The following is a 17692-nucleotide window of genomic DNA, read 5'->3' on the forward strand; positions in this document are numbered from 1 at the left end:
TCCTCAGAGATTCCTGAACTTGGCGATGACGCCTTCGACTTCCGCCGTCTTCAGGCCGGCGATGTTGATGCGGCCGGAGCCGGGCATGTAGATGCCGTGCTCGTTTCGGAGCCGCATGACGTCGGCTTCGGTGAGCGGCAGCAGCGAGAACATGCCTTCCTGGCCGGCGACGGCGCCGAGCGCCTGCCAGCGGTCGCGCAGGCCCTCGGCGAGCGCCCGGCGGATATTGGTGATGCGCAGCCGCATGGTTTCAAGTTCTTCCTTCCAGTCGCGCGCGAGGTCGGCGTCGGAAAGGATCATGCGCACGATCGCCGCGCCATGATCCGGCGGCATCGAGTAGCTGGTGCGGGCGAGGCCGGCGAGGTTGGAGCGGACCGTATCGGCGGAGGAGGACGAGGTCGTCACCGCGAAGATCGCGCCGGCGCGTTCGCGATAGAGGCCGAACGACTTGGAGCAGGAAACGGCGACCAGCGCTTCGGGCACGACGCCGATCAGGTGGCGAAGACCGGCGACATCCTCGTCGAGACCGCGGCCGAAGCCCTGATAGGCGAGGTCGACGAGCGGCAGCAGCCCGCGCTCGGCAATGATGGCGGCAAGCTCCATCCACTGTGCCTCGGTGATGACGCCGCCCGTCGGGTTGTGGCAGCTCGCATGCAGGAGAACGGCATCGCCGGCGGCAGCGCCCTGCAGCGCCGTCATCATGTTGTCGAAGAGCACCGTCTGCGACGGCACGTCGAAGAACGGGTAACCGGCTGGCTCAAGGCCGGCCGTCTTGAAAATGCTCGCATGATTAGGCCAGCTCGGCAGGCCGATCCAGATGCGCCTGCCGCCCATCTGATGGATGAGGTCGGCCGCGAGCCTCAGCGCGCCGGAACCACCCGGTGTCTGCACGCCGGCAATGTGGCTGCGATCGACGGTGTCGCCGCCAACCAGCGTCCACAGATGATCGATGAAGACGAGGTCGCCCTCGGGGCCGACATAGGCCTTGCTGTCCTGGGTTTCGAGGAGCCGCTTTTCCGCGGCCTTGACGGCGCGGAAGATCGGCGTGTGACCGGTTTCGTCGCGGTAGACGCCGACGCCGAGATCGACCTTTCCGGGGCGTTCGTCCTTGCGATAGAGCCCGATCAGGGCGAGCAACGGATCATCGGGTTGGCGGGTCAGTGCGTCGAACATGCCGGAATTCCCCCTTGGCGTGGCAGCGATTGCATTTCTGTCGAAAGGCCAGCCGGCCGCCGTTCCTCCGGCTGACCTGCGGCTTCCTTCTTAGGTCAGGATCAGCGCAAAATCGATGCGATTTTTGCCATGGAGACAATGTTGACATCGTAGGATTTGCGCAAAATCCTGCATATCATTTGCTGATTTGCGCATGCGGGGTTCATACGTGGTTGAGAAGGTATCGATGGAGCTGGATCAGGTCGACCGGCGGATCATCCGCCTGCTGGTCGAGGATGCGTCGTTGACCAACAACGAGCTCGCGGCAAGGGTCGGGCTCTCGCCGGCGCCGCTGTCGCGCCGCCTCGCCAGGCTCTATGCGGCCGGCGTCATCCGCCAGACGGTCGTGGTCGATCCGAAGGCCGCAGGCATCGGTTTCCAGGCCTTTGTCGAGGTGACGCTGGAGCGAACCGCAAGCAAGGTCGGCCACCGCTTCATCGAGTTGATCTCACGCATGCCGGAGGTGGTGGAGTGCCACACGGTCGCCGGCGATTTCGACTTTCTCCTGAAGATCGCCGTGCGCGACGTCGCGGACTACAAGCGTCTGCTCTGGAGCGAGTTCGAGCAGATTGCCGAGATCAAGACGCTGCGCTCGACCATCTTGCTCGACAGCCCGAAGATGACGGCCGCCACCTTGGGTGACGGCCGCTGAATCAGGCGACCCGGGACGGCCCACGCTTTCCCGGGATGTCCTCTTAGGCCTCGAGCGGGCCCGGCTTGCGCACGGCGCCGGAGGGCGCGGCGCAGGCGATCTTCATCAGGTCCGAACGTCGGCGTGCGAGGCGGGTCGAGACGCGGGTGACGATCAGCCCGTCCTGCGGCGCGCGCACGTCGAGCGCGCCGTCGGCTCGGCCCGGACGGGTGAGAATGGTCGCGAGCAGGTCCCCGGCCTTCACGGTTTCGCCGATGTCGCGATGGAACAGGATGGCGCCTGCCTCCGGTGCGCGGATCATCTCGATATTGTCGAGCGGCGCGACGATGCCGGCGAAGGGTGCGATCGCCTCTTCGTCACCGGTCACGACGCCACGGGCGACGAGGAAACGGAAGACACCCTCGGCATCCTTGCGGGCAAGTTCCGGATAGACGTCGCGCGTGCCGCGAAGCTCGACGGTGACCGAGAGGCGTCCGGGAAGCCGCGCCTTCTTCTGCCCGGTCTCATATTTCCAGGCATAGGCGACAGCCTCCTCGAAGGCGGTGCTTTCGCCATCCGAGAGGAAGACCGCCTCCATATCGAGCGCGGAGGCGAGGTCTCCCGCCTCCGGCCAGAAGGCATCGTCGATATAGACGTATTGCAGGGCCTCGTCGTCGCAGTGAAGGTCGAGCATCAAGTCGACGCCAAGCGCCATGTGCAGCAACTGGCGCTTCAGCCGATCGGTGGCTGAATGGCGGTCGAGATCATCGATGAGGCTGTCGCGGTCGGCGAGCGAGATCAGCGGAAAATCGCGGTTGAAATTGGTGCGCGATCCCAGATCGAAGCGGCCCTGCAGCTCACCGAAATGCGACTGCGCCGTGCCGATCGGGTTCGCCTGCGGGACGACGGTGATGTCGCCGAGGATGGCGCCGTCCTTGTCCGCCTGCTGCAGCCTTTGCAGAAGGAAATGCGCCAGCGCCGTGCCCGGCAGCTCGTTGGCGTGCAATGCCGCCTGGATATAGGTCTTGGGTGCCGCGGCGCTCCGGCCCCTGAAGCGGAAGACGGGCAGGCGCCATTCGATGCCGGGCGTATCGCCGGCGATGATGATTTCGGAAATGTCCATGGGCTCCTCCCGGATCATTCTGCTGGTGGCGCTTATCGGCATTCCAACAGCGCTCCGCAAGTCGCTAAGAACTGGGGTGCGGCAACGGATTGCGCCGCAGTCGCTCTGGCCTTGATATCCGGGGAAGGCCTATTGTTCTTGGAAAACGTCAGCAGGCAGGAGGCGGCAAAATGATCTTGATCGGCCAATATGACTCCCCGTTCGTACGTCGCGTGGGCATCGCCCTCAGTCTCTACGGCATTGCGTTCGAACACCGCCCCTGGTCGTCTTTCGGCGATGCCGACGAGCTTCGGGCCTATAATCCATTGACGCGCGTGCCGACGCTCGTGTTGGACGATGGCCTCGCGCTGACCGACAGCCACATCATCCTCGACTATCTCGATAGCCTCGTTTCCGACGAGGAGGCCCTGTTCCCCCGATACGAGCCGGAGCGACACCGGGCGCTGAGGATCGCTGCGCTCGCCACCGGGTTGGGCGACAAGGCCGTCAGCCTGTTCTACGAGAAACGGCTGCACGGCGAGGTCTCGGCCGTTTGGGTCGATCGCTGCCGCCGTCAGATCGAGGAGACACTTGGCGTCCTCGAGGCGAGCCGCGCGCAAAGCCAGAGCGAATACTGGTTCTCGCAGCGGATCGGTCATGCGGACATCGCAGTCGCGGCGGTCTTGCGGTTCCTTAAGGACGTGCATTCCGATTTGGTGGCGATCTCGCGCTATCCCCACTTGCACGCCCATGCGGAGAAGCTGGAAGCGCTCCCCGTGTTCCAGACGATCAGTCAGCCCTTCATTCCGCCGGCCCGATGAGGATTGTCGGTCGCGGCAGACGCTCCTCGATTGGGAATGGGGATGCAGGCCGGCGCCGCCGAGGTGCTGCTGCGCCGCTCACCTCGGCGGCATCGTCTCGAATTTCGGCAGGGCCGGATCGAGATGGTCCCAGGCATGGCCGCGTATACCGTAGGTCACCGCCTGAGGCTTGTAGCGGCTGGGGTCGTCGAGGCTTGCCGCGCGGATGGTAAAGAACTCCGGCATGGCCGCAAAGGTCATGTAGACGGGCGAGCCGCAGGTGGGACAGAAGCCGCGCGTCTTCACATTGCCGCTGTCGGCGACCATGTCCCAGTGCCTGGCTTCGCCTTCGAGCTTCAACCCGTCGCGCCGGAACGTCATATGCGATCCATGCCCGGTCCCGCTCTCGTGTTGGCAGTCGCGGCACTGGCAATCGTTCGAGAAAACCGGCTCTCCGGAAATGTGATAGCGGATCGCACCGCAGGCGCATCCGCCGATATAGGACTTGCTCATCCGTTCCTCCTGTTATGGCACGGCAAAGCCGGTGCGCGACCGCGAGGGCGGCGCCGACTGTTCTCTTTGCTTGTTTCGGGCTTGTGAGGTGGCCGGATCGTCGCGACGCTCGATCCGGCGTCGGTGCTACTTCTGCTCATCGGTGACGGAGCCGAGGCGCGACAGGACCTTCGGCCAGCCGTTGCTCATGTTGCTGAACGCCGTGTCGTTCTTCGGCGTCACGAAGCCGGAATGCACGAGGCGAAGGCGCGTGCCGTTATCGACCTTCTTGAGTGTCCAGGTGACGACCGTATCGAGGCGGGAGCCGTAGCCGATATTGCCCTCGTCGCCACCTTTCCAGGAATAGGCGAAGCGCTCATGCGGGCGCACCTCCAGCACCTGGCAACGGATCGTCCCGTCCCAGGCGCCGGCCGGCGTCGTCTGGAAGGTGAAGTGCGTGCCCTCCACGGCTTCAAAACCTGAAGGCGGCATGATCCAGCGGCCCATCAGCTCGCCATTAGTCAACGTCTTCCAGATTGTCTCGGGCGTATGCGGAAACACCTCGTCGAGGACAATGTCTTGCGTCTCGTATTTCAGAACGGCTGCGTCGGTCATGGATCGATCTCCTTGAGAAGGGTGCGCAGATTGGCAAAGCGGTCGCGCCAGAAGCTGCCGTAATGGCTCATCCAGTCGACGAGCGGCGCCAGCCCCTCGGGCTCGGCGCGATAATAGACATTGCGACCCTCGGGACGCTCGGCGACCAGACCCGCCTGTTTCAGCGACTTGAGATGCTGCGAGATTGCGCCCTGCGTCACGCCGCTGCCGCGGGTGAGCTCGACCACGGTGATCTCGTCGGCACTGGCGATGCGTTCGAAGACGGCCCTGCGGGTGGGGTCGGCTAGGGCGCGCATGACGGCGGTGATGGGGGCGGTTTCGATCATTATGCCTAAATCATTAGTGTGTACTGATTGATTAGTCAATACTATTTAATTTGCCCATAGGGCGCGTTGACGCGATGTTTGGTAAGGTCTTCGTTTATTCGCTCGCTTCGGCCGGCCGCTTGACCGCGGCTGCAACGGCGTTGGGCTGCGCGCCTTCGCAGGTCAGAGAATGCAAAAAGGGCGTGCCTTTGAGGCGCGCCCTTCGAAATATTGGTGCTGACGCTAGACTAAGAACGTCGACTGTGGACGTCCCTCACTCCCACTCGATCGTGCCCGGCGGCTTCGAGGTCACGTCGTAGACGACACGGTTGATGCCGCGGACCTCGTTGATGATGCGCGTTGCCGCGCGGCCGAGGAATTCCATGTCGTAGTGGTAGAAGTCCGCCGTCATGCCGTCGACCGAAGTGACGGCGCGAAGGGCACAGACGAACTCGTAGGTGCGTCCGTCGCCCATGACACCGACGGTCTGGACCGGCAACAGCACGGCGAAGGCCTGCCAGATGGCGTCGTAGAGGCCGGCCTTGCGGATCTCGTCGAGATAGATCGCGTCCGCTTCGCGCAGGATCTCGAGCTTCTCGCGGGTGATGCCGCCCGGGCAGCGGATGGCAAGGCCCGGCCCCGGGAAGGGGTGGCGGCCGATGAAGCTGTCGGGCAGGCCGAGCTCGCGGCCGAGCACGCGCACTTCGTCCTTGAAGAGTTCGCGCAGCGGCTCGACGAGCTGCATGTTCATGCGCTCCGGCAGGCCGCCGACATTGTGGTGCGACTTGATCGTCACCGACGGACCGCCGGTGAAGGAGACGCTCTCGATCACATCCGGATAGAGCGTGCCCTGGGCGAGGAAGTCGGCGCCGCCGAGCTTCTTCGCTTCTTCCTCGAATACTTCGATGAACAGGCGGCCGATGATCTTGCGCTTGGTTTCCGGATCGCTGACGCCTTCGAGCTCGCCGATGAAGCGGTCGGACGCGTCGATGTGCAGGAGGTGGAGGTTGTAGTGCTCCTGGAACATCGCAACGACGTTCTTCGCCTCGTCCTTGCGCATCAGGCCGTGGTCGACGAGGATGCAGGTGAGCTGGTCGCCGACGGCCTCATGAATGAGCAGGGCCGCGACCGAGCTGTCGACGCCGCCGGAAAGCGCGCAGATGACCTTCTTGTCGCCGACCTGCTTGCGGATCGCCTCGACCGCCTTGGCGCGGTAGGCCGACATCGACCAGTCGCCCTTGATGCCGGCGATCTTGTGCACGAAGTTGGAAATCAACTTGGCGCCGTCGGGCGTGTGCACCACTTCCGGGTGGAACTGCACGGCGTAATACCTGCGCTTCTCGTCGGCGATGAAGGCGAAGGGCGCGTTGGCCGAGGTCGCCACGACCTCGAATCCCTCGGGGATCGCGGTGACGCGGTCGCCATGCGACATCCAGACCTGGTGGCGTGAGCCGACCGACCAGAGGCCTTCGAACAGCGGGCAGTCCTTTTCGACTTCCAGGAAGGCGCGGCCGAATTCGCGGTGATGGCCGCTCTCGACCTTGCCGCCGAGTTGGGCGCACATGGTCTGCTGGCCATAGCAGATGCCAAAGACCGGCAGGCCGGAATCGAAGATCGCCTGGGGGGCGCGCGGCGAGCCGATATCGAGCGTCGAGGCCGGGCTGCCGGAGAGGATGACGGCCTTCGGCTTCAGCTGGCGGAAGCCTTCTTCCGCCGACTGGAACGGCACGATTTCGCAATAGACACCGGATTCGCGCACGCGCCGGGCGATGAGCTGCGTCACCTGGCTGCCGAAGTCGACGATGAGGACGGTGTCGGGATGGGCTGTCTGGGTCATTTGGGGCCTTCAAACAAGCTTGATCATGGCGAGCCTTTAATGAAAGCCCGCCATCAGCGCAACGATTCAATTGCACCCCGACAATTCCGGGGTTTCAGAGCGGGATGAGCGTCTAGAGCCGGATCTCGCCGCTCGAAACCGCATTCTCCAGCCGGTCGATCACATCAGCAAGCTTCTCGTCGATAACGTGAAGATATTCGGTCCAGTCGCTGACGTGCTTGAGCTCGGCCTTGCCGTCGGAAATACCGCGAAGCGCAATCAGCGGAACCCCGAAGGACTGACAGGCGCGCAGGACCGCAAAGGTCTCCATCTCGACCATGTCGGCATCGATCGCCTCATAGGCAGCACCGGAGACGATGTTGGCGCCGGTCGAAAGCCGGGCCTCCGGCACGCCGGGGATCCTGAGCGGCAGCGGCACTATCACCGGCAGGTCGAGAAACGGCGTCCTGCCCTTCTCGAAACCGAGCGGCGAGGCATCCATGTCGCGGTAGCCGACCGAGACCGCCTGGTAGACTTCGGTCTGTTCAAGCTTGGCGGCACCGGCCGAGCCGAGCGAAACGACGAGGTCGGGCAATGCACGCTCCGCGGCGAGTTCGGCAAGCGTCCGCGTCAGCATGACGGCCGCTTCGACCGGGCCGACGCCGGTCATCAGCGGCTTGATCCGCTCCTTGAGATGTGGCCCGTATTCGGCATCCACGGCCATGACGTAGAGGATCCTGCGCCCGGCGACGTCCTTGACGGCAAAACTCATCCTTCGATCCCTTCGCGTCCCCGCACCACCATCATCGTTCCCGTCATCGACGCGATCAGCTTTGCCGGCCCGTCGGCGCGGATCGCATAGCCGCGCCCGTCGGAAACAATGATCGTCGATCCGGGCTTGGTCACTTCGCCGCGGAACAGAAAGCGCTCGCCGCGCCCCGGCGAGAGCAGATTGACCTTGAACTCGATCGTCAGGATCGAGGCATCGGGGTCGATCACCGAATAGGCCGCATAGGTGCCGGCCGAATCCAGCGCCGCCGAGATCACGCCCGCATGCAGGAAACCATGCTGCTGCGTCAGCTTCTCGTCGAACGGCAGTTCGATCTCGACGGTGCCCTGTTCAACGAGCGTCAGTTCTGCGCCGATCGTGCGCATCGCCGCCTGCCGCGCGAAACTCTCGCGGATGCGCTTTCGGAAATCGGGGGGATCGCGGTCGTCCATCAATGAGAAAGGCCCTGCATAATGTCTACGGGCCTACCGGTCCCGGTCGGCGGACAGTCGCACGGCCTTCAGAGGACGACAAGTCAGAAAGACGGAAGAGCCCCGGCCTTGGACGGTGTTTGCGCTCGCCCGTGAAAAATCCTCGCCAGTCCCGTTCGTGCCGTTTTTAAGCCCGCTTGTCGCACCTATATCTCCTTCATGAACAGCTTCCGCCGCATCGAAATTCGCCCGGCCGTTCCGGACGACATCATGATGATCGCCTCCGTCATCGTCGAAACCTGGCGAGCGACGTTTCGCGGCCTGATCGCCGATCAGTTTCTCGACGCCATGACGATCGAGCAGCAGGCGCTGCGCCACGCCAGGCGAATGCGCGTTGCCGGGGTCTTTCATCTGGTGGCGGTCGATCTGAACGCGGACAAGGTGATCGGCTTTGCGAACTACGGCAAGGCGCGCTCCATGCCGCCGCGCTTCGACCGGGAGCTCTACGCCCTCTACATTCTCGAAGAGTTCCAGCGCGCCGGCATCGGTTCGGCGCTGGTGCGAAGCGTCGCGGCGCACAGCCGCGAGATGGGGGGCTCTTCGCTGTTCGCCTGGGTGCTGTCGACCAATCCGAACCGATCCTTCTACGAGCGCCTGGGCGCAGTGCCGGTCGCCCAGGGACAGGTCGCGCTCGGCGCCGAGACGCATGAGCAGGTCGCCTATCGCTGGAATGATCTGGCGCGGCTCTCGGGTGCCGCGGATCTCGCCGCCTAGAAAACCCGCTTTCCGGTGGATCACCGGAAGGGAAAGATGGCCGAGAAGCAAGGCCCACACCGACCTTTGCGCATCTAAACGCGCGGCGCTGTCGTCTCTTTCGGTCTACGTCAATCGCACGATATGCTGGTCCCAGGCGACGCGGCTTTGCTGTCGCTTGAAGTGGCCATCATAGGAGGAGACGGCAAAGCCGTGATCGGCGGCGGCAACCCCCGCTGCATCGACGACGCGCTCCTCCTTCAGCACCGCTCCGGTCCGGGCATCGAGCGTCACTGCCACGTTGCCCTTGGGCGAGGTCAGGCCGATCAACCCCTCGTGCCGGTTGACCGCGATCGCGCCCACATAATTTGCCAGCGCTTCCGTCGTACGCTCGGGCAGCGACAGGAACTGGATATCCTCCCCCTTGGCAAAATGCCCGACGAGCGGCGGCAGGTCGTTGCGCGCGCCTTCGTACTGGCAGGCAAACCAGATCTCGCCCTTCGGGCCGATATCGACATGGCGGGTTGATAGCCGGCTGAGGTCATCAGGTAGACCGTGTTTCTGCACCAGCGCTCCGGTGCGCGTGTCGACCAGCGTCAGGCTCGGCTCCATATGGTCGAGATTGAGCTTGGTGCGGCCGAAATCCGGGTGTGTTTCGATGCCGCCATTGGCGATCGCCAGCAGGCGTCCGTCGGCAGCAAGCGTCATGTCATGCGGGCCGACGCCATAGGTCGGGACCTCGCCGATGCGGGCAAAGTTGTCTGTGCCGTCATAGATTCCGACCATGCCGCGGTTGGCGGCAAAGTCGTTCTCGGTGGCATAGAGCAGCCTGCCATCCGCCGAGAAGCAGCCGTGGCCGTAGAAGTGCCGGCCCTCCGCCGCGGCGATAACCACTGGTTCCGCCGTACCGTCGGTCGCAAGGATCATGGCATAGGTGCCGGGCCGGCGGGCAAAGGCGACTGCCCGGTGGCTGACGGGCGAATAGGCCATGCCATGGGCACGGGTCGGCAGCGCGGTGCGCTCGATGATTTCGCCCGTTTCCGTCAGCGTCGCGACGCCGTAGCTTCCATCCGGCGCCATGAAGGCGGAGGCGAAGACGGCATCAGCCTTCCCGAGCGCGAACGCTCGCTCGGGCGCAAGGCTTGCTACCCAGGCCGCACCCGCCATTTTCAGGAAACTGCGCCGGTCGATCAGGCCCGTGGCGGCTCTCATGCCATCCTCGCTCATCGTGGAATTCCGCAGCCTTGAACGGAGGCGCCGCTCAGGGCTGCGATATAGCGGGTTGCGCGCTCAGAGCCAGCCCCGGCGCTTGAAGTAGAAATAGGGCACGATTGCCGAGATCACCATCAGCATAAGTGCCGCAGGATAGCCGAACTCCCATTGCAATTCCGGCATCACGCCGAAGTTCATGCCATAGATCGAGGCGACCAGCGTCGGCGGCAGGAAGACGACGGCGGCAACCGAGAAGATCTTGATGATCTGGTTCTGCTCGAGATTGATGAGGCCGAGCGTCGCGTCGAGCAGGAAGTTGATCTTGTTCGACAGGAACAGCGCGTGATCGCCAAGCGAGGTCGCGTCGCGCTGGATCAGCTTGATCCGCTGTCGGCTTTCCTTTCCAGCCTTGCGCGGCCCCATGCCTTCGAGCGCCACATGATAGGCGACGAGCCGCCCGATGCTGACGAGGCTTTCCCGGATCACCGTCAAGAGGTCGCCCTTCTGGCCGATCTGCTCGATCAGCGACTGCAGGTCGCGCGTCTTCTTGGTGGCACTGGCATTGGTCTTGCGGAACACCTCGCGCGAAATCGCGTCGACCTCGCTGCCGGCGCGCTCGAGCGCATCCGCCGTGCGGTCGATGATCGCTTCGAGAAGTCCGAGCATCACCAGTTCGCCGCTTTCACAGATCTGACCGTTCGCCTTCTGGATGCGGTTGGAAAAGGTCTGAAACGGCTTCGGGTCGGCATGGCGGACCGTGACCAGCGTCGTGCCCTTGAGAATGAAGGTCACCGGCACCTTGACCGGGTAGTCGCTGTCGAGCTTCGCGGTTGCCGTCATCGTCATGAATTCGGCGCCATCCTCCTGGTAGAGCCGGTCGGAAAGCTCGATCTCCTGCATCTCGTCGCGGGTCGGGATCGCGATGCCGAGTTGACCCTCGACGAGGCGTGTTTCCTCGACGGACGGATTGAAGAGATCGAACCAGATCGCCGGCGTCGGGGAGGCGATGCCGTCGAGCATGTCGACGAGCACGAGGTGGCTGTTCTGGCTTTTGTAGATGCGCAGCATTTGGGGCTCCATAGGGCGAGTCATCCGACCGCCATGAAGCCCTGATCAATCAGGACCGGACGGTCGTGAGCGTGAAGGCTCGACTTCGACTGTCGGGGTTCATTGTGAGTTGGTCCTTGTGGTGAAACGTGCCCGCGAAAGCGGACACAAAAAGCGCTTTGCGCCTAAAAGCCGGAATTGTCAACAGCCTGTCCGAGCGGGGTTTCGCTCAGTCGCCGTCGGCAAAGGAGAAGCCGGCGCCAAGCCCGATTGCGCCGCCGAAATCCTTGTTCAGGCGGTCGAGAAGGTCGTTGGCGTTGAGCGACAGGAAGGCGAGCTTGGCGCGCTTGTCGTCATCGGCAAGGGCCGCGTCGATCGGCCCGTCGATGTTGCCGGCCACACTGATCACCGACTTGAAGACGAAGTCGGCCGAGCCTGCAACGGAACGGCTGTCTTCCGGCAGCAGGCTTTGCATGTCGGCTACGTCGAACAGAGTCTTGAGGCCACGGACATTCCCGGCGATCGAGGCCATGGTGTTGCCGGAGCGCCAGTAGATCGCAAGCTTCGGATGGCCCTTGTCGTCCTTGCCTTCATAGAACGGCTTCAGCCGCTGGTCCTTCACCGTCTCGACGCCATGGACGAGGATGCCGAGCAGTTCGGTCGCCGCCTCGCGGTTGTCGCGGAACTCGGGATTATCAGGACCGGGATGTTTCCACGCGGCCTGGATACCCTCAGCCTGCTGCCAGGCGGCAAGCAGTTCATTGGCGATCGTGTCGAGATTCCTGGTGATCGCCAAGCCGTAGCGGCAGCGGAAATCGCCCTCCTTGCTCGAAAGCGCCTCGGCGCCGGTGCCGTAGAGCACGTATTCGAGCGCGCCCAATCCCTGGGCTGCGACACTCTTGCCCTTGAGCTTGGCTTCGTCCGTTGCGCTTTCATCCTCTTTCGAAAGGATCGCCTGCACTTGCTTCAGCCCGGTGCTCTTGCGATCGGGGTAGAAGAGGAAGCGTTCGAACCGGTTCTGCTCGAGAGCCGGACCAAGCCTCACGACCTCGATCGCCGACCAGGCGCCGACCAGGTCGGAGAAAGCACCCTGCGCGCTCTTGAGTGCCGGTTGCGACGGCGCCTCGCAGAGCTTGGCCGTCGCTTGCCTTGCGGCGGCGGTCTTTTCCGTGAGGTTGCGATAGCCGGGAACGATGAACGCGTCGACGGCCTTGGCCATGACGGTGGGGACGGCGGCTTCGTTGACGACGCGCGGCGAGAGCGCGCTCCCTTCCTGGGCCGTTGCCGGCAATGCGATCGTCAGCGCCAGGGAGAATGCGAGGGTGAGCGTATGCGTAGAGGACATCAGAGTGACTCCAGGAAGGCAAGGAGATCGCGGCGATCGCTTGCGGCAAGGGCGGCGAAAGCATCGCGGGCCTTCCGCCCTTCGCCGCCATGCCAGAGGATCGCTTCGGTGAAATTGCGGGCGCGTCCGTCGTGCAGCAGGAAGGTGTGCCCACTGACGGTCTTGGTCAAGCCGATACCCCAAAGCGGTGGTGTACGCCACTCGCGGCCGCTGGCGATACCGACCTGTTGCCTATCCGCAAGCTCCTCGCCCATGTCGTGCAGCAGGAAATCGGAATAGGGCCAGATGAGCTGGAACGATTGCGCCTTGTTGTCGGCATCGCGGCGGGTGACGAATTTCGGCGTGTGGCAGCTCGTGCAGCCGAGATCGTAGAAGACCTTCTTGCCGCGGAGCGTCCCGGCGAAACTCGCCTTGCGCCGTGCCGGCACGGCGAGGTTCTTGGAGTAGAAGGAAACGAGGTCGAGCACCGGATCCGGAGCTTCTGTCGGTCCGAGACGCGCCTGCTCGCCGGTCGGCATGGTAAGGCATTTTGCCTGCGCCTTGGTGCAGTCGCCATGCGGCCGGTCGGCATCGGGGGAAGAGATTCCGATATCGGTGGCGAAAGCGTCGGCGCTCTGTTGCCGCACAGTGGCATTCTGCGCCTTCCAGCCGAAACGCCCGAGCATCGGCTTGCCGGTCCTGGCATCGCGCGTCAGCGCCGGGCGACCGCTGATCCCGTCGCCATCGGCGTCGTCAGGATCGGCGAGCGCCAGGATATCGGCCTCGTGGATCGCCTCGATCAGGCCAAGCCCGATCATCGGCTGGGCCACGCGTGGCGAGAGCGTCGTCGCCGGATCCAGCGGCCCATAGGCGAGGTCGGTTACGGAATAGCTCGGTCGGCGCAGCGAAACGATCTCACCGTCGGGGAAGGTGAAGGGCTCCTCTGTGTAGCTGACCTTCAGGCGCCCTTCGGCGGCAAGGCCGGGCACGGCGCTATCCTGAAGCTGGGCGCCGTAAACCGGATCCGGAAAGTTGACGACCTTAAAGGCTTCGACCAGCCGGCGCTCCTCGTCGTCGCGCGGCGGGCGCGCCAGGCGGAAGAACATCGAGGTCGTATCAGTGGAGCCTTCGGGCGGGCGTCCGCGCCCGTCCTTCAGGTGACAGCTCTGGCAGGCGCGGGCATTGTAGAGCGGACCGAGCCCGTCGGACGCTTGGGTCGAGGAGGGTGAGGAAACCCAGAGCTTGCGGAAGAGCGCATTGCCGAGCTTGAAGCCTTCTTCCTCCTGGAACGTGAGATTGGCCGAAAACTGCGAGAAGCTGTCGGCATTGACGGGCGTGATCGAGGTCGCTGCACCCCCGGACATCGCCTCGAAGGTCTCCGCCTTGGAGAAATCCGTCGTCGGTCGCGTCACCGCTTTGACGCGGGCGCGGTCCTTGCTGTCGAGATCGGTGCGTTCGGTCGGAAGACCGTCGCCGGCAAGGGCGGGCAGGGCCGTAGGAAGCGCTTGAACGAGAAGAAGCGCGAAGAGGCCGGGGACGCCAGGTTTCATGACAGGAGGATCGGGCCGCACCGGTGCCGGGCGGCCCGCCTTTTCAGCTTATTGGAAGACGGCGTTAGGATTGTCCAGGCTGTCCGAACCTTCAAGCTCGATCGTGCCGAGATCCAGAGACGCAATGACGCGCTGCACCGTCTTCGCCTGGGCGATCAGACCGTCGATCGCCGCCTGAACGGTGGCGTTGCCCTCGGCATTGCCCTCGCCGATCATCTGGTCGTAGGCCTCGGTGGTTGCCGCGCGCTTCGCCATCGCCTGCATCTTCTCGACCGTGGTGGCGAGATTGGCCGTCATTTCCTTGTCGAGAGCCTCATCCTTGGCGGCGACGAGTTCGGAGAGCGACGGGCCCGTCATCTTCGTTCCGTCGACGCGGGTATATTCGCCCGTATAGGCCGATTGGATGCCGATCGCGTCATGCAGATGCGAGTTGTGCGTGTTGTCGGAGAAGCAATCGTGCTCCTCTTCCGGATCATGCAAGAGCAGGCCGAGCTTCATGCGCTCGCCGGCAAGTTCGCCATAGGAGAGCGAACCCATGCCGGTGAGGATGGCGACGAGACCGGCCTTCGGATCGGCCTCGACGGCCTTGGTCGCAGCTCCGTCCGGTGTCCAGTTGGCGACCATTTCCTTGAGGTCGGAAACGAGCAGTTCGGTCGCGGCCTTCAGATAGGCGGCACGGCGATCGCAATTGCCGCCGGTGCAGGCCTTGGTGTCGTAGTCCGTATAGGGGCGGTTTCCGGCGCCGGCCTTGGTGCCGTTCAGGTCCTGGCCCCACAGCAGGAACTCGATCGCATGGTAGCCGGTCGCGACGTTCGCCTCGATGCCGCCGGCTTCCTGCAGCGTGCCCGCCAGGAACTCCGGCGTGATGTTGGTGGCGTCGACGTCCTTGCCGTCGATCTTGATCGTCTTGTTGGCGATGACGTTGGCGGTGAAGAGGGCGTTCTCGTCGCTCTCGCTGCCGTAGCTCGGATCGACATAGTCAATCAGGCCCTCGTCGAGCGGCCAGGCGTTGACCTTGCCTTCCCACTCGTCGACGATCGCGTTGCCGAAACGGTAGACTTCGGTTTCCTGATAGGGATTGCGGGCCTTGAGCCAGGCGTCGCGCGCCGCCTTCAGCGTTTCTTCGCTCGGCGTCGCGATCAGCGCGTCGACCGCCTTTTCGAGTGCCTCGGCCGTCGTCAGCGCATCTTCGAATTTGGCATGGGCGACAGCGGTATAATGCTTCACCACGGCGGCGGCATCGGTGGCGGCGTGGGCCGGCTGCAGGGCCAGCGCCGACGTTGCCGTCATCAGCGCCAGCGCGGCGCCACGGATGAATTTCTTGGTCATGACCCTCTCCTGTTGCTTCCTTCGGCGCAGCCGAACGAGCCCGCAGACGCGGTGTCGTTCAGGCGTCGGGCCATGAGAAAAGGCCCCGGCCGGGCCTGCCTCTCATGAACCAAAAGCAAACTTGTGTCAAAGTGTATAGTTTAGAACTTTTTCAATCTGATGCCGGCATTCGGCGGCCTGCGAAGGGCTCAGCCCTTGCGTTGCATCAGGCAGAAGAAGAAGCCGTCCGTGCCGGTGGAAGCGGGCGTCAGCGTCACCGTCTTCATGTCGGCCGACCAGGGCTGTGGCTTGTCGGTCCCGAAGAGCGTCGCCCAGATGTCGGCGGCCGAGAGGATCTCGAATTCCGGGTTGTCTTCGCAGAAGCCGTAGACCTGGGCCTCGTTTTCCTCCGGGAGCACCGAGCAGGTGACATAGATGAGGTGGCCGCCCGGCCGGACGAACTGCGCGGCACTTGCCAGCGCTTCCTCCTGCTGGGAGATGCGCTCTTCGAGGTTCTTCTGGTTGAGCCGCCACTTGGTGTCCGGGCGGCGGCGCCAGGTGCCGGTGCCGGTGCAGGGCGCATCGACCAGCACGCGGTCGAAGCGGCCGGCGAGCGGCGCCAGGCTTTCGGTGGATTCATGCACCTGGACATTGCGGGTGCCGGCGCGCTTCAACCGCTCGATGATCGGGGCAAGGCGCTTGCGGTCGGTGTCGTAAGCGTGCACCTGGCCCTTGTTGTTCATCGCCGCCGACATGGCGAGCGTCTTGCCGCCGCCGCCGGCGCAATAGTCGAGCACCTGTTCGCCTTCCTGGGGAAAGGCGAGATCGGCAACGATCTGCGAGCCCTCGTCCTGGACTTCGAACCAACCCTTCTGAAAGGAAAGTTCCGCCGTCACGTTCGGCAGGCGCGAGGCGCCTTCGCCGGCGGGAATGCGAATGCCGTTGCGGGCGATCGTCGCCGGCTCCGCACCGCTGCGCTCCAGCGCCTTCAGCACCTTGGCGCGCGAGGCCTTCAGCGTATTGGCGCGCAGGTCGAGCGTCGGCCGGCCGGCGAGCGCCTTGGCCTCCTCAAGCCAGTCGTCGGAGAAGTTTTCCTCGAAGGACGCCTGAACCCATTCCGGGATATCGCCCTGGACATAGGCCGGCGCGTCTTCGAGACGTCGCGTCGTGAAGGCCTGCATGCGCTCGGCGGAAGGGGCTTCCGGCGCGAACCTGTCGCCGTCGAGTTCGGCGGCGAGCGCTTCCGGGGTGAAGCCCCATTGGCGGTACATGACGGCATGGCCGAGTGCTGCGGCGCTGTCGCTGTCCATCAGGTAAGCGTGCGAGAGCTTCATGCGAAGGGCGTCGTAGACGATGTTGCCGATCGCGGAGCGGTCGCCGGATCCGGCGAAGCGATGGGAAAGGCCCCAATCCTTGAGCGCGTCGGCGACCGGGCGCTTCCGCTTTTCGATATCCTCAAGAACCTCAATGGCTCCAGCGAGCCTGCCGCCCAAACGCATCTTCGATCAACTCCTTTTTCGCCGTGGTAGCGGCGATGGCATCGAAGAGCAAGACGGCGGAGAAGATTAACCGCCGAGAACGGTCTTTCTCAAGTAAACCCACCCGACGATTGGTCGGACGGCAGTATTTCAAGATCAGGAATTGATGACGCGATAACAGACGCTGGCGGTGCCGGAGCGTACCATGCCGATCTGCGAAGCCGCGGCCTTGGAAAGATCCATGACGCGTCCGCGGATGAACGGCCCACGATCGTTGATGCGAACGATCACGCTCTTGCCGTTGCGTTTGTTGGTGACCTGAACCTTGGTTCCGAATTTCAGGCTGCGGTGGGCGGCGGTCAGGTGTGCCGCATTCATGCGCTCGCCGGAGGCGGTCCTGGAACTCAGCGCATACCAGGATGCGCCGCCGCAGCCGGCGCCGGCTGCATGGCTATCGGAAACGGAAACGAGACCGATAGCGGTCGTGAACAGCGCTGCGGCGGCAGCCGTCTTGATCTTCGCTGGCGTCAAACTGGCGATCCCCTCGGTCAAATGGTTGATTAAAAATCTTATGGAAACTGCTAATTGGGGCGAAAAATGGCGAAAACGTGCTTCAACCATTTACGTTCTATTAGGAATTATTAAAAAAGGACAAAAATTTAAAAACGAAGATTGTTTGAAATAGTTTAAAAGGAGCCGGGAAGTTCTTTGGAATCAGTGGTTGAACGCTGATAGCCTTCCGCACGCAGGCGCAACTCAGTGGTAAACGAAAAAATTCATTAAAAATTTCGAATTGGACGAAATTTCCGGAATCCGGATGGTCGAAAATTCGACACTAGCGCACAGG

The 17692-nt window shown here is 63.6% G+C and carries 18 protein-coding genes; 3 read left to right on the forward strand and 15 right to left on the reverse strand.

The features are described 5' to 3' along the window. Positions 1–3: 3 nt before the first annotated feature. Positions 4–1173: an amino acid aminotransferase gene (tatA, locus tag QM996_RS18620; protein WP_500268695.1), complete on the reverse strand. Its 1170-nt coding sequence runs from the start codon at positions 1171–1173 to the stop codon at positions 4–6. Between the two features lie 226 nt (positions 1174–1399). Between tatA and QM996_RS18625 the strand changes: the two genes are divergently transcribed. Continuing rightward, positions 1400–1864, forward strand: a complete 465-nt coding sequence (locus QM996_RS18625) for an Lrp/AsnC family transcriptional regulator (RefSeq protein WP_500268696.1) — start codon at positions 1400–1402, stop codon at positions 1862–1864. A gap of 43 nt (positions 1865–1907) precedes the next feature. Here the strand turns inward: QM996_RS18625 and QM996_RS18630 are convergent, their stop codons facing one another. Continuing rightward, positions 1908–2966, reverse strand: coding sequence for a M14 family metallopeptidase (locus QM996_RS18630; RefSeq protein ID WP_500268697.1), 1059 nt, complete (start codon positions 2964–2966; stop codon positions 1908–1910). A gap of 170 nt (positions 2967–3136) precedes the next feature. Here QM996_RS18630 and QM996_RS18635 point away from each other — a divergent pair, with 170 nt between their 5' ends. After that, complete coding sequence (locus tag QM996_RS18635) at positions 3137–3766, forward strand: glutathione S-transferase family protein (RefSeq protein ID WP_500268698.1); 630 nt, start codon at positions 3137–3139, stop codon at positions 3764–3766. Between the two features lie 78 nt (positions 3767–3844). Here QM996_RS18635 and QM996_RS18640 read toward each other — a convergent pair whose 3' ends face one another. The 6 genes from QM996_RS18640 to QM996_RS18665 all read right to left on the reverse strand — a co-directional run bounded on the left by QM996_RS18640 (position 3845) and on the right by QM996_RS18665 (position 8194). Next, positions 3845–4258 carry a GFA family protein gene (locus QM996_RS18640; RefSeq protein ID WP_500268699.1) on the reverse strand — a complete coding sequence of 138 codons (414 nt, stop codon included), beginning with the start codon at positions 4256–4258 and terminating at the stop codon, positions 3845–3847. A gap of 126 nt (positions 4259–4384) precedes the next feature. Beyond that, positions 4385–4852 carry an SRPBCC family protein gene (locus tag QM996_RS18645; RefSeq protein ID WP_500268700.1) on the reverse strand — a complete coding sequence of 156 codons (468 nt, stop codon included), beginning with the start codon at positions 4850–4852 and terminating at the stop codon, positions 4385–4387. Next, the gene (locus tag QM996_RS18650) at positions 4849–5178 is read right to left on the reverse strand and encodes an ArsR/SmtB family transcription factor (RefSeq protein ID WP_247960876.1); all 330 of its coding nucleotides are present in this window, start codon (positions 5176–5178) and stop codon (positions 4849–4851) included. Before QM996_RS18650 ends, QM996_RS18645 begins: the two co-directional genes overlap by 4 nt. 253 nt (positions 5179–5431) lie before the next feature. Then, a complete protein-coding gene (guaA, locus tag QM996_RS18655; RefSeq protein WP_500268701.1) occupies positions 5432–6994 on the reverse strand; it encodes a glutamine-hydrolyzing GMP synthase in 1563 nt (520 codons plus the stop codon). Between the two features lie 112 nt (positions 6995–7106). Beyond that, positions 7107–7745: a 5'-methylthioadenosine/S-adenosylhomocysteine nucleosidase gene (locus QM996_RS18660; protein WP_500268702.1), complete on the reverse strand. Its 639-nt coding sequence runs from the start codon at positions 7743–7745 to the stop codon at positions 7107–7109. Beyond that, positions 7742–8194, reverse strand: coding sequence for a PaaI family thioesterase (locus QM996_RS18665; RefSeq protein WP_247960846.1), 453 nt, complete (start codon positions 8192–8194; stop codon positions 7742–7744). The genes QM996_RS18660 and QM996_RS18665 overlap by 4 nt, the downstream gene beginning before the upstream one ends. Before the next feature lie 198 nt (positions 8195–8392). On the opposite strand from QM996_RS18665, the gene QM996_RS18670 reads away from it, so the two are divergent. Further along, positions 8393–8947, forward strand: a complete 555-nt coding sequence (locus QM996_RS18670) for a GNAT family N-acetyltransferase (protein ID WP_500268703.1) — start codon at positions 8393–8395, stop codon at positions 8945–8947. Positions 8948–9052: 105 nt separating this feature from the next. On the opposite strand, the gene QM996_RS18675 is transcribed toward QM996_RS18670, so the two are convergent. The 7 genes from QM996_RS18675 to QM996_RS18705 form a co-directional block, all read right to left on the reverse strand. Further along, on the reverse strand, positions 9053–10153 hold the full coding sequence (locus tag QM996_RS18675; protein ID WP_500268704.1) for a DUF1513 domain-containing protein: 1101 nt from the start codon (positions 10151–10153) through the stop codon (positions 9053–9055). Between the two features lie 63 nt (positions 10154–10216). Next, on the reverse strand, positions 10217–11206 hold the full coding sequence (locus QM996_RS18680) for a magnesium transporter CorA family protein (protein ID WP_173515261.1): 990 nt from the start codon (positions 11204–11206) through the stop codon (positions 10217–10219). 208 nt (positions 11207–11414) lie between these two features. Then, positions 11415–12530, reverse strand: a complete 1116-nt coding sequence (locus tag QM996_RS18685) for an imelysin family protein (RefSeq protein ID WP_500268705.1) — start codon at positions 12528–12530, stop codon at positions 11415–11417. After that, entirely contained in the window at positions 12530–14059 is a 1530-nt protein-coding gene (locus QM996_RS18690; RefSeq protein ID WP_500268706.1) for a di-heme oxidoreductase family protein, read from the reverse strand. Before QM996_RS18690 ends, QM996_RS18685 begins: the two co-directional genes overlap by 1 nt. Before the next feature lie 48 nt (positions 14060–14107). Then, positions 14108–15388, reverse strand: a complete 1281-nt coding sequence (locus QM996_RS18695; RefSeq protein WP_500268707.1) for an imelysin family protein — start codon at positions 15386–15388, stop codon at positions 14108–14110. A 188-nt stretch (positions 15389–15576) separates the two neighbouring features. Beyond that, complete coding sequence (locus QM996_RS18700; RefSeq protein WP_429810859.1) at positions 15577–16866, reverse strand: RsmB/NOP family class I SAM-dependent RNA methyltransferase; 1290 nt, start codon at positions 16864–16866, stop codon at positions 15577–15579. A 135-nt stretch (positions 16867–17001) separates the two neighbouring features. After that, entirely contained in the window at positions 17002–17376 is a 375-nt protein-coding gene (locus QM996_RS18705) for a septal ring lytic transglycosylase RlpA family protein (protein WP_500268708.1), read from the reverse strand. Positions 17377–17692 lie beyond the last annotated feature (316 nt).

Origin of the sequence: Sinorhizobium chiapasense (genome assembly GCF_045277575.1) — a bacterium.
Classification (GTDB): Bacteria; Pseudomonadota; Alphaproteobacteria; order Rhizobiales; family Rhizobiaceae; genus Ensifer; species Ensifer chiapasense_A.